The following is a 13,141-nucleotide window of genomic DNA, read 5'->3' on the forward strand; positions in this document are numbered from 1 at the left end:
CGGGCACGGGTCTTTTTTTGCCTTCTTTTAGCGAGGGAGGTCAAATGCTCATGGACGGATGGATCTTAAGTGAAACAGACCGCAGGTTATGGCGGACAGGTTCACCTTAGGTTCATACTGCCATGTCATTTCGCTGCGCCGGTTGTCGTATTGCTCCCGGATGGCCGTAAGCTTCTCCTCCTCGGTTTCCTTGAGGAGGTCTTCGTAATACATGTCGATCACCGCAAGCTCATCCCTAAGGCGCTCCCTTGCGGCTTCCGCCCAGCTGTAATCCTCGCCCCCCAGCTGATCCTTCATATGCTTCTCCAGCAGATTGGCCGCGCCCGCGAGCGAGAGGCTTCCCGGCTGGATATGGATATTCTCGGGCAGCCGCGGCCCGAGTTGAAGCTTCTCCAGTCGCTGGGCAAACTGTTGGTCGATCTGCCCCGTCACCAGCGAGATGCCGATGAAGTGGAGCGCTTCTTTCTTCACGTCGCAGGTCATCTCGACCTTGAAGCAGACGCCCAGCCAAGGCTCGTAGGGGGCGGAGAACAGCGTCTCCCGCTGCAAAGGGCCCGGCTGCTCAAACAGGTACACGCAGGAGCCCTCCTGCCGGGCTACGGCCCAAATTTGCTGCAGCCGGCTGCTGCCGTATGTGACGTCTTCGCGGGGGATCCGCCCCGGGCCGATCCGCGGCCCTGCCGGATTCACCCCGAAATACCTCGACAGAATGCTGTCTTGCGGCTGAGGCTGCGCTGAAGGCAGCGGGGTTTTGGCCGCCTGTTCGTTATATTGGTCCGGATCAAAGACGAAGGTGTAGGAGAGAGTCTCCGGCTCCGCCCCAGTCCGTTCAATAAAGCCCCAGTAGTAGGGGCGGTTGGTCAACTGTTTGTCCGCCTGCGGTGACAGTTTGACAGTCACGTGATAAGGGGACTTCTCGATAATGCTGCATTCGGTCGTTTCCAGATAGGTTAGCACTTGCTTCTGAACTTCCTGCGGGGACAGGCTCATCAAGCTTCCTCCTCAATGACGGTTTCCGCATCTTCGTATTCGATCTCGCGCTTGATCTGGTCAAGCGACTGCCCGAGCGAGCTGACCTTGCTGCGGATTTCCTCATCCGACTCCGACTCGAGGAACAGCTTGTACAGGCTTTTCTCGAACGATTCCTTTTTCTCGAAACGCTCCAGAATGACATCCAGGCCGCCGATGACCGTCTCGAACATGTTGATTTTTTCGTGCAGCAGGTTCAGGATATGCTCCTCGATCGTTCCGGTGGTGGACAGGTTGTAGATCTTCACATCGTTCTGCTGCCCAAGCCGGTGGACGCGGCCAATCCGCTGCTCGACCCGCATCGGGTTCCATGGCAGGTCAAAATTGATCATATGGTGGCAGAACTGCAGGTTGATGCCCTCGCCGCCGGCTTCGGTGGCGATCATGACCTGGGCCCGGCCGCGGAACAGGTCCATCATCCAGTCCTTTTTGCCCCGGTTCATTCCGCCGCGGTACGGTACACAGGACAAGCCGTGCTTTTGAAAATACTGCAGCAGGTATTCCTGCGTCGCCCGGTATTCCGTAAACACGATGACCTTTTCGTTCATGTCCTTGATCAGCTCGATCGTCTTTTCGGCCTTCGTGTTCGCTTTGATATTCCGGATTGCGTTCACCAGCTCCCACACTTCGGCGGTAAGCGGGGAGTCGTCCGGAATCTTCTTGGACAGGTTCACGAGGGTCAGGAACACCGCGTCCCGGCTGCTGCACACCTCGCGCTGCAGCGTGACCAGGGACAGCATGCTGCTGAGATTGCCCCCGGACGCTTTGTATTGGTTCTTGACAAAAGAAGTTACACCGTCGTACAGCGCCTGCTCCTCAGGAGAGAGCTGCAGGCTGACGTTGCGCACCGTCCGTTTGGTGAACTGCACCGGGCCTTCGCCGCGCCGGTTGCGGATCATTACCTTGGCGAGCTCGTCCCGGAGCTGACCCTCGTTCTTCGCCTGCCGTTTGCCGACAACGAAGTTGGCCGCAAAATCCCCCTGCCGCCCGAGCTGGCCGGGCTTCAGCAGCGTAATAAGGTTGAAGAGCTCGCTCATATCGTTTTGAACCGGCGTCGCAGTCAGCAGCAGGCAGTACTTTTTCCGCAGCTTCTGGATAAATTGATAGTTCGTCGTTTTCTTGTTCTTCAGCTTGTGCGCCTCGTCGATAATGAGCATGTCGTATTCCTGCTCCATCAGCATGTCCTTGTGGGGCTCGCGCTTAGCGGTATCCATGGAGGCGACGACGACGTCGGAATGCCAGGAATAAGCCTTTTTCTGGGCGACCGCCGGGATGCCGAATTTGCTGTTCAGCTCGCGGACCCACTGGAGCACCAGGGAGGCGGGTACCAGAATCAGCACTTTGGATACCAGCCCGCGCACCATGTATTCTTTTAAAATGAGTCCCGCTTCGATCGTCTTGCCCAGTCCGACCTCATCGGCCAGAATAGCTCTGCCGGACATCTCAAACAGCACCCTCCGCGCCGTGTCGATCTGATGGGGAAGGGGGGACAGGTCCTGCAAATGCTTCACACACTGCAGCTCGTCAAAGCTCGTCACAAGCCGCGCCTCTTCGCCCTGAACGGCCAGCTGAAACAGCCGGAAGTCACCCCAGGGGCCGCCTTTATCCAGGCGGGATTCGAGGTTATCCAGCCAGCTGCGGTCAATATTCAGGGGAACGGGAAGGTCCCCGGCCTGCGCCCCGCTACCGAGATGAGAAGTTTTCAAGCCTTGTACCTCCTTCATAGGTTCGTAATCTCGCGTATCAGTAGTATGCACGTAAACCGGAGAGTTCATAACCTCCGTATGGATGGAGGCATCCGCTGATTTTCACAATTTTTTTCAAAGGAACCGAAGCAAAAAAGTGAGATTGGCGGAGAAAAGCAAAGGTTGTCCCAGAGTGAAGAGCTTTCATGGTCTAAATTTCAGGATTAAGGCGTGGAGTAACAATATGTGGTATAGTATAATCATCAATGCACACAATATATGGTACATGACGAGCGGATTTGCGTTTTAAATGGGGATATTTCGTTTATTGAATGGAAGGAACCCGGCTACATACAGGCCTTTCCCGGAAGTGAACCGGCACTTTTAGCGCAGTCGGCAGACCGACATCATCCGCTGATCGGAACTAAGAGCCGATACGTTCGGCATAACAGTCATGGGAGGAGAATGTAACAGTGAATCAAGTTCAGAGCAAACAGAAGCTTGAGGGGTTAAGCGAAAAAATCTTTTTGGACCGGTATGCTTGGAAGGACCCGGACCCGAATCACGCCAAAGTAGGGGACGTTGTACTTGTACTGACCAAGGACGATCCGAAGTTTCCGACAAAGGAAGTCGGCGAGATCGTATCGCGTGAGGGGAAACGGGCGACGGTAAAAACACGCCGCGGCGAGCTGGTGGAGACGGACGTCGAGAAGCTGACGCTGAATATCGAGAAGACGCCGGAGGAAATGTGGGACCGGCTGGCCGGGGCCATGGCATCGGCGGAGCCGACGCCGGAGCTGCAGGCCGAGTGGAAAGAGAAGTTCCGCTACATTCTGGAAGACTGGAAACTCGTTCCGGGCGGGCGGATCGCCGCCGGAGCGGGTGCCAGTGACGAGCTGACGCTGTTTAACTGTTACGTCATTCCTTCGCCGAAGGACAGCCGCGGCGGTATCATGGCGACGCTGTCCGAGATGACCGAAATTATGGCGCGGGGCGGCGGTGTCGGCATCAATCTGTCCTCGCTCCGTCCGCGCAGATCCGTGGTCAAGGGCGTGAACGGATCCTCGAGCGGTGCGGTATCCTGGGGCGGATTGTTCAGCTACACGACCGGCCTGATTGAGCAGGGCGGCAGCCGGCGCGGCGCGCTGATGCTCATGATCAACGACTGGCACCCGGACGTGCTCGATTTTATTACGGTCAAGCAGACGATGGGACAAGTGACAAACGCCAACCTTTCCGTCTGTGTCAGCAATGATTTCATGAAGGCGGTCAAGGAGGACCTGGACTGGGAGCTGGTATTCCCGGATACGACGGATCCGGATTACGACGAGCTGTGGGACGGCGACCTTGAGAAATGGAAGCAGGGCGGCCATGCCGTCATTCCGTACCGGACGGTGAAGGCGAGCGAAATCTGGCATACGATTATCGAATCGGCGTGGAAATCGGCCGAGCCGGGCGTCGTCTTTATGGAATATTACAACCAGATGTCCAACAGCTGGTACTTCAACCCGATCATCTGCACGAACCCGTGCGGAGAGCAGGGGCTTCCGGCATGGGGCGTCTGCAACCTGTCTGCGATGAATCTTTCCAAGTTCTATGATGAAGAGAAGCATGACGTGGCTTGGGACGAACTGGCGACGGTGACGCGCTACTCCGTGCGTTTCCTGGATAACGTTATCGACACGACGCCGTACCATTTTGAAGAAAACGAGAAAAACCAGAAGAAGGAGCGCCGGATCGGCCTCGGTTCGATGGGTCTGGCGGAGCTGATGATCAAGCTGAACATCCGGTACGGCAGTCCGGAATCACTCGAGTTCCTCGACAAGCTGTACGGTTTTATCGCCCGCGAAGCATACCTGGCATCGGCTGACATTGCGGAAGAGAAAGGCTCGTTCCTGGCGTTTGACGCGGATCCGTATTTGCAGAGCGGATTTATGAAAAATATGACCGAGGCGTTCCCGGAAGTCGGCACGGCCATCCGTGAGAAGGGCATGCGCAACGTGACCGTCATCACCCAGGCGCCGACCGGCAGCACGGGAACGATGGTCGGCACGTCGACCGGTATCGAGCCATACTTCGCGTTTAAATACTTCCGTCAGAGCCGCCTCGGCTTCGACGAGCAATTTGTGCCGATCGCGCAGGACTGGCTGGACGCCCATCCGGGCGAAGAACTGCCGGATTACTTCGTGACGGCGATGGATCTGACGGCGGAAGACCATATCCGCGCTCAGGCGGCCATTCAGCGCTGGGTGGACAGTTCCATCTCGAAGACTGCGAACTGCCCGGCCGACTTCACGGTCGAAGAAACGAAGCGGCTGTATGAGCTGGCGTTCGACCTTGGCTGCAAGGGCGTGACGATCTACCGTGACGGCAGCCGCGACGTGCAGGTGCTGCAAACGGAGAAGAAGGAAGACAAGAGCGAAGCGAAGGCCGCTCCGACTGCGGAAGCAGCGGCCTCCGAGGCTGCCGTGCCGGCTGCCGCAGAGCAGGCGGGTGCCCAGGTAGCCGCTGCCGTGGCAAGCAGCCAGAGCTCCGTAGTGGATAAGCAGTACAAGCGCCGGCCGCAGGTGCTGCGCGGCGCAACCTATAAGATCAATACGCCGTTTGGCATGGCGTACATTACGATCAACGACCTCGACGGCATTCCGAGCGAAATCTTCCTGAACGTAGGCAAGGCAGGCTCCGACGTGTTCGCCATGGCGGAAGCCCTGGGCCGCGTCTGCTCCCTGTTCCTCCGCTACGGCGACCATGGCCACAAGGTGGAGCTGCTGATCAAGCACCTGAAGGGCATCGGCGGGTCCGGCGCGATCGGCTTTGGCGTCAACCGCGTGGAATCGATCGCCGACGCGGTCGCCAAGGCGCTGGAAGCCCACGTGCAGAGCGGCATCGACGATGAACATCCGGAGCCTGCGCCCGTGGCAGCTACGCTGGCACCGGAGACGGTCGACCATGGCGGCACTCACTCGCACAGCCATGATGCGCCGAAGGCGTCGGTGGATTTGTGCCCGTCCTGCGGGGCTGCGGCGCTGATCAACATTGAGGGCTGCAAGACTTGCGGCAACTGCGGGTACAGCAAGTGCTCTTAAGGTGGATGTGTTGATGGTAGGATGATAGAGAGAGAGCTGGTTAGAAGTGAGCTGTATTTAGGCCAGTTAAACGTGCGCCACGACTGGGTTTTTAGTGAAATCCTAGTGGGTTCCAAGATCGGCTATTTCGATAAAGATTGAGAAAATATTCTTGCGTTTTTTCTCATTAATTGAAAAAGTTTACAAAAAACGAAGCGGTATTTAACGCTTCGTTTTTATTTTAGATGAACAAGACTAATCGCCAAATGGAACTCACCTGCCTTTTTTAAATTTACTTATTTGTGGTCCCTGCTACCTAAAATGTATTATTATGGTATCCGAGGTGAGGGGACAATGCTAAAGAATTTTCTGATAGGATTCGTTGTTGTAATATGTCTATTAATTTTGGTCGGTGTCTACCATTTCATTACCACACAATAGTTGAAGGGTGAATCTCATCGGAGCGATAGAAAGGGTCTGGGGCATTATTGGATCAATTTTAGGAATTGTTCTGTCCGTATTTTTGACTTTTTGGTTTCGTACAGATCCCGGAGACATTCAATATTGGGTTGTTATCTTTTTATTGCTTTTGCCTTCATTGCTTGCCTCTTATGCTGTAATAAAGGCATCATTCAGTATGCTGCTAATAGCTGAGATATGGACTATTCCTTTATTAAGTTATTTGACTTTTAAACCGCTCTTGGAGCGGTTTTTACTTTTGAAGTATTTACATGATGAGGGATGGAAAGCCCATACACGGCGAATAAATGGCTTCTCAGCAGGACAATATTTAAGTTTATAAGTCACCGCGCCGGGAATAGCAAGGCTATGCTAACACTTTTTCACAAATGAAAAGGAGCCGGGTAATTAATATCCGACACCATTTTCATACTTTATGATCGATTATGTTGGTCCATCTGCAAGATGCATCCGTTTGCTAACATTATGAAATATTTAAGAGCTTTTTCGAATTTTAAGGAAGAAATCAACCTTTTGCAGATCTTAGAAAGAATTTAACTACTATTTTCAAATTAAAAGAAGAACCCGTTGTAACTTTTGTGAAAATACCTCTTGATATGCCTCGATTTAATCAATTGTTTTTTTAAACCTTCTGAAGAAGAACAAATAATAAGTATTCATAAATATTTATAATCACTCAAAAAGACCAGACAGTTCTGGTTTTTTTGAATTATCTATTGCCACCATAATTTAAAAGAAAATCCAATGGGTTACTCAAGTTTAATAAGTTCGGCAAGTAATTGTTAGGAATAGAGTCTTTTAATATTTGCCAGAAAGTATCGTAACAATAGATAAAATGTTCGTTTTAGTCAGCGGTTTTGAAAATTTGAGCAGAGCGCGATAATCGATACCGGCTTGCCGACATTCCATAGTTTATTTTGAAAGCCGAGCAAAATTGCTCTAGAGACGAGTATCCGACCGTTTCTGCGATATGGCTGATTGTCATGGTCGTCGTGGTAAGAAAATGGGCGGCTGCGCTTAACCTGGCCATATTACGCTTTTGAGTAAACGTCATGCCGTAAAATCGTTTGATCGTTCTTTCCGTTTGTCTAACGCTTAAGCCCAATGTGCTCGCAAGCGCTTGTACGGTAATGAAGCGATATTGAGCCAGAAAGCTGTGTTCGATGGTGGCCAGTCGATTGTCGTCCCGCGTTTGCAGCGGTGTCGGCGAGACGGATACGGCCGTCTGGTCCCCCATATAATTCCGAATGAGCTTGATAACAATCTGTTCGAGAATGGTGCCTACATACCGGTGATATCCGATGGATTTGGAAGTCGTTTCGAATGAAAGCTGTTCGAACAGCGCCATCAAGTTTTGCGAATCTTGGCCGAACCAGAATGGAGTTTGCGCGAATACTTCGGTCAAGATATCAAGTTCCCGATCCCGAGTAGGCTCGTGATCCAGCAGCTCGAAGCAAATACAATATTCCGACATAGGATCCGATGGATTCGTAATCTGCTCATGGACGACATCAGGGCCTGTCATAAACAAGGTGCCGGGGATGATTGGATAACTGTGGCCGTTCGCGATCAACGTTCCTTGCCCGAGAGGAATAAAATGCATTTCATAGCTTCGTTTGCTATGACTGTGTTCCGGAAAAGAACGATAAAAAATGCCCAACTTGATATAGAGCACATTCAGTGCAAGCCCGCCGACTGTGATTTTCAGATTCGTATTTTCCAAGTGGATCGGCGGTAAATTCATGCTCCATTCGCTCCTCGGACCGATTATGTTCCCATTATAACAGATCTGTGAATTTGCGACATTTACAACAAGGATCTGTCGTTCTAGTGAATGCCGCTTTATACGAGGTGATCGTTATAATAATAGTCAAACGAGGTGAAGGAGAATCATAGCATGACGAAAGATTCGAATTCTGTACGCTTGTACGAAAAAGGCAATTATGCCGGCACTTATACCGAGATTCCAGCGTTCAATCCCGGTCGGGCGTGGCGGGACGGAATGGTTAGCGGAAACGGCGAGAACGGGTACGTCACGTCGGGATCGCCGTATGCGGACACCTTTATTTTTCAATATATGTGGTTCAACTATCCGTCCGGCGATCCGAGAGTGATTCCGGAAGAACTGACGGGACAGCTTGCCGAGGCCAGGGGGAATGTTTTTCATCTTAACGATCAATGGAAGATTACTTTTCCGGACGGGTCAACCAGGAAAAGAACCTTTTTGTACAGCTATCATCCGGGACACCAGCTCAGATTAAACGCCAAGAACAAGGGAACTGTGTCCGGCTATGAACGATGGACGAACTATGAGACGGCGGAAACCGGCGTCCGTTATTCCGATGAGTGCGGCGAGTGGATCCGAACCTCGTTTACGTCCAGGGAAGACAATGTATCGATTACGAAGATCGCGCAATCGTCCGCCGGCGCCAAGATCAACATGATCATTTCCATCGATGACATTTCGGGCATGTACAAAGCGCGGGACGGGGCGTCCAAGCTGACGGCGCTCCAATACAAGAAGCTGATTGACCCGAATGCGACCTATATCGCGCAGGTTGCCCATTACCCGTCCTACCCGGGCAGCGAGTTGATCGATGGAGGATACGCAGGCCTGACCCGGGTTATGGTCGTTAACGGAACCCAGAAGAGAGTGCTGCTCGCGGACACGAATGAACCGATGAATGTCGGAGAGGAACAGAATCCGGCGATTCAAGTAATCGATGCCGACGCCGTATATTTAATTACGCAATCGAACCGAACATTTGATATGGGCAAAATCGATGATTTTGCAGGTATGACGCAATACGAGGTCGTTAACCGTCTGTTTCAGAATACGAGTGCTGTCGCTGAAAAATATAAGGACGTTTCCGGTAAATTCGATTACAACGCCGCCCTTGCGCCTCATGCACTAAAGCATGCCGCGGAATTCAACGCCGTGCGTTTTTCTCTTGCAGGCGACGAGGACGACAAAATCGCAGACAATGTAACGCTGATCAACGCGCAGAAGGCATCCAAATCGAGGATCCATCATGCTTTTATGGAACAGGTATACAACCAGGGACGATACGCCTTGATTTGCTGCAGCGGCTCAAGCGCGCCGCGGTTGTATGGCATGTGGACCGGAGAGTGGAATCCGGGCTGGCGCGCCATCTATACCCTCGACGCCAACGTGAATTTACAGGTTTCTCCCATGAATACAGGCCACATGACGCATGCCCAGCTTGGATATATCACCTTCTTCTTGAGAAATACGCCCGATTTTGAATACAATGCTCGAATGGCCTACGGGATGCATGATGCGCTTCAGGTGTCGGTCAACTCGGACATCGACCGTGGAATGCACGTGGAATACGACAATGAATACCCGTTTCAATATTGGAATGCGGGGGCAAGCTGGTGTCTGCTTCCCATCTTCGAATATTGGCAGTGCTACGGCAACCAACAGATTCCGATCAACAATCACATGAGAATCCATGAATTGAAGCCGATTCTCAGCGTAAAGGATGGAGGGCTGACGGATGAAGAATTCGAAAAGCTGCTCGAAACGGGATATCTGGATTTGGAAAAAGATATTTTGCTTCCGCTGCTGACCAAGCAGGCTAATTTCTGGGAGCAGCTATGTACGCCGGAGTACTATACGGATGTAAACGGCAGCGCGTGCTATGAGCAAGGCAAGTCGGTGCTTAATCCAGGCGAGAAATATCTGCTCATCCCTGCCTATTCGCCGGAGAATAACCCGATCGGTTACAACAGCACACTTACGGCCAATGCCACCATGGATATTTCGGCTGCGCGGGACGGACTGCATATGGTCATAGCCGTGGAACGAGCGGTCATGCGTGACGGATACAGAGCAGCGGTCGCTAGGTGGGAGTCATTGCTGGAGCTGCTGCCGGACTACAAGGTGGACAAGGACGGCGCTTTGCGCGAATGGGCGATGAATGAATATACGGAGAACAACAACCACCGTCATTTGAGCCATCTCTACCCGGCATGGCCAGCATACGAGACGCAGAACGATGCGGAGCTCACGAAAGCCGCCATTACCGCGGTGAAGAACCGAAACAAATACAATACGTCGGACGCCACGGCGGGGCACGGCTGGATGCACAAGGCGCTGGTCTCTGCGAGATTAAAGGAAGGCAACGAAGTAGCCGCTGCCCTTCTTCCGATGATGACGGATTCCGGTTATTACGCATCGCTGATGACGGACCATGATACAAACAGAAGATGCGATACTTATTGCACAGATACTTTATTCGGTACTGTGGGAGCCGTAAATGAAGCGCTGCTATTCTCCAACACCGGTGAAATTGAACTTCTTCCGGCACTGCCTTCCGAATGGCAATCGGGGTCCATTCTTGGGTTAATGGCAAGAACCCGGGTGGAGGGCCGTTGTTTATCATGGGATCTCTTATCCAAAACGGCGAGCGTTACCTTGAATTCCATTGCTAATGCCAACGATATCATATTGAAAATGGGCCTTCCTTGGACAAAAGCAACGGTCAACGGAAGAGAAGTAGCGGCTCTTGAAGGGGGATCTGGCAAACATCTTCACTTATTGCTGAATTCCGGTATAGACGTTACCGTCGAATTTACATTATCCGATTAACGGGATTGGTTAGCTCGACTTTTATCTGGGGAGTTGCGGAGGAGGAGGCTAATGAGTAAGATTTGGCTTCGAAAGATGATCTGGTCATACATCCCGCTCTTTCTGATCGTTTTTTCTTTTTTGCTTTTCGTTTTTCTTCGGGTAATCGTGGACCAGAATCGAAAGAATGCGAAAGATTCCAGCGAGGTATTCACCGCCCAACTGCTGCAGTCGGTCAATGTTTCCTTGAAAACGGTGGATCATATGGTGATCCGCGAGCTTCTGAACAGCAAGATGCTGGCCAGTTATTTCGAAGACAGCGGAACCGGCAGCGTTTATTTAAACTATGAGGTTCTGGAGCGTCTCAACGAATTGAAGCGGGAAGTGCCGTTGATCGATTCCTTCTATTTGTACCGATACAGCGACGGAACCATTCTTTCGGGAAATATGCGGAAAAATATCGATATATTTGAAGACCGGGCGTTTGCTCGGTCCGTTTCCGGTTTCCGTAACGGGCCTCTTTGGACCGATGTACGGGAGTATCGTGAACTCTCTTTCCAGAACACGAAGCGCGTCGTCAGCCTCGTTCATGAGGTTCCGGTCAGCTCCGGATCGAAAGGGATTATTGTGGTGAATATCGATACTTCTTCCATTCGGGCAACCGTCTCCTCTCTTTACGACGAAGCCAACACTTACGTGAATATTTTTGGCCGGAACCGGCAACCGATTTATATCGGTAATTTGGAACCGGGCCGCAAAGTAATGGCCAGCCTAACGTCCGATTACACCGGCTGGACTGTAGAAAGCGGGATGAACAGCGGACTGCTGGCCCGGTCAACATCGGCATTCTCCAGCGTTTGGTTTGCAGTCGGTGTACTCGTGTTTGTCGGCGGGCTTATACTCACCATTTACATTACGCGAGCGAACTATAAGCCTCTTGAAGAGCTGGTGGTGAAGCTGAATCATTCACTGTTCGACGGAAACGGCTCAACAGGGAGCGTATCACTCGATGAGTTTGCTTTTATTGAATCCGCTATCAATAATTTCGCAGCACAGTCGAAGCTTGTCGAGAAGGAATTCAGCGAGACGGCCATCCTGAAACGCAAACATGTATTCAGCATTCTGATTCGCGGCCATTACGAGAATGGAGAATTGTCGGAGACGTCTTTCGAAGACTTGCAATTGCCGGCATTCCATACGGTGAAGGCGATTGTGATCGAGGTTGACAATGCGGAGCAGGCATTCTTTACATACAGCGGCCGGGACCGCTCGCTATTCAAATTCGTCGTCAGCAGCGTTGTCAACGAAATGATACAGCAACCGGGTACATCCGTCTGGCAGGAATGGACATCTCCTACTCAATTGTCCGCTGTTATTTTCCAGCATGATCAGAAGGATCTCACTTCCGTCTATGGATCGATTGTCGACTGGATTGCCAAAAATCTTAAGTTCACCGTCACCATTGGCGTCGGTCGTGTGGTATCCCGTCTTGAAGATATTCGGTCTTCCTATGAAGAGGCTTGCTCGATCCTGCATTTCAAGGCCGTGCTTGGTACGAACCGGATCATCCGGTACTCGGACGCCGAGCACCAGCAGCGTAAGAATGAGCATGAGCATCTTCGTGTGATTCACGAGATCTCGTCCGCCTTTCGCCTTGGGGAGGAGCAGTGGAAGACTCTATATTGGAAGCTCTTCAACAATATTCGCGCGGATAAACCCAGGAAAGCCGAGATCGTCAAACTATTAGATTATTTGTTCGCCTACCTGGGGCTTCATCACTCGAACGGGTCCAAGGAGGAAAACCAGATTGTCAGGCAGGCGCTCGAAGACGTTCGCGTTAAGATGGGGACGTTCGATACGCTGAACGAACTGAGCCAGACGCTGTTCGCGGTGCTGGACGAATGCAGCAGACAGCTGCAGGAATTGCGCTCGCCGCGAGCCTATTATAACTTATTACAGGACATCAAGGAGTGCATAGAGAACGAGTACGCAAACCCGAATCTGTCGCTCGATTTCCTGAGCGATAGATTTTCTGTCAATTCCAAATACCTAAGCAGATTATACAAAGAAACATTCGGCGAAAATTTCCTGGACTTCCTGGCTTCCGTAAGAATCGGTAAAGCAAAGGAGCTGCTGATCCACAGCGAGATTCCAATCCAGGAGGTGGGCGAAAAAGTGGGATACCCCAATTCCGCGACTTTCCGCCGCGTATTCCGAAAGATGGAGGGACTGCCGCCGCAGGATTATCGCAGTCGAATGAAGGAGTAGGAACTTGCTTGCCGCCAGAT

The 13,141-nt window shown here is 51.9% G+C and carries 7 protein-coding genes; 4 read left to right on the forward strand and 3 right to left on the reverse strand.

The features are described from left to right. Nucleotides 1-48: 48 nt before the first annotated feature. A complete protein-coding gene (locus BCV73_RS03855) occupies nucleotides 49-990 on the reverse strand; it encodes a YqhG family protein (protein ID WP_089546082.1) in 942 nt (313 codons plus the stop codon). Further along, nucleotides 990-2,735, reverse strand: a complete 1,746-nt coding sequence (locus tag BCV73_RS03860; RefSeq protein WP_263880528.1) for a DEAD/DEAH box helicase — start codon at nucleotides 2,733-2,735, stop codon at nucleotides 990-992. Before BCV73_RS03860 ends, BCV73_RS03855 begins: the two co-directional genes overlap by 1 nt. A 452-nt stretch (nucleotides 2,736-3,187) precedes the next feature. On the opposite strand from BCV73_RS03860, the gene BCV73_RS03865 reads away from it, so the two are divergent. Together BCV73_RS03865 and BCV73_RS35350 are read left to right on the forward strand one after the other, a co-directional pair. After that, entirely contained in the window at nucleotides 3,188-5,800 is a 2,613-nt protein-coding gene (locus BCV73_RS03865) for an adenosylcobalamin-dependent ribonucleoside-diphosphate reductase (protein WP_089546085.1), read from the forward strand. Between the two features lie 427 nt (nucleotides 5,801-6,227). Then, nucleotides 6,228-6,581 (forward strand): hypothetical protein, encoded by a 354-nt coding sequence (locus BCV73_RS35350; RefSeq protein ID WP_218828093.1) that lies wholly within the window; start codon nucleotides 6,228-6,230, stop codon nucleotides 6,579-6,581. A 522-nt stretch (nucleotides 6,582-7,103) separates the two neighbouring features. On the opposite strand, the gene BCV73_RS03870 is transcribed toward BCV73_RS35350, so the two are convergent. Then, on the reverse strand, nucleotides 7,104-8,003 hold the full coding sequence (locus tag BCV73_RS03870) for an AraC family transcriptional regulator (RefSeq protein ID WP_089546086.1): 900 nt from the start codon (nucleotides 8,001-8,003) through the stop codon (nucleotides 7,104-7,106). 153 nt (nucleotides 8,004-8,156) lie between these two features. Between BCV73_RS03870 and BCV73_RS03875 the strand changes: the two genes are divergently transcribed. Both BCV73_RS03875 and BCV73_RS03880 read left to right on the forward strand, forming a co-directional pair. Continuing rightward, nucleotides 8,157-10,874 (forward strand): glycosyl hydrolase family 95 catalytic domain-containing protein, encoded by a 2,718-nt coding sequence (locus BCV73_RS03875; protein ID WP_089546088.1) that lies wholly within the window; start codon nucleotides 8,157-8,159, stop codon nucleotides 10,872-10,874. 51 nt (nucleotides 10,875-10,925) lie between these two features. After that, a complete protein-coding gene (locus tag BCV73_RS03880; protein WP_089546090.1) occupies nucleotides 10,926-13,121 on the forward strand; it encodes a helix-turn-helix domain-containing protein in 2,196 nt (731 codons plus the stop codon). Nucleotides 13,122-13,141: the final 20 nt, after the last annotated feature.

Origin of the sequence: Paenibacillus sp. SSG-1 (assembly GCF_002224835.1) — a bacterium.
Classification (GTDB): Bacteria; Bacillota; Bacilli; order Paenibacillales; family Paenibacillaceae; genus Paenibacillus_AQ; species Paenibacillus_AQ favisporus.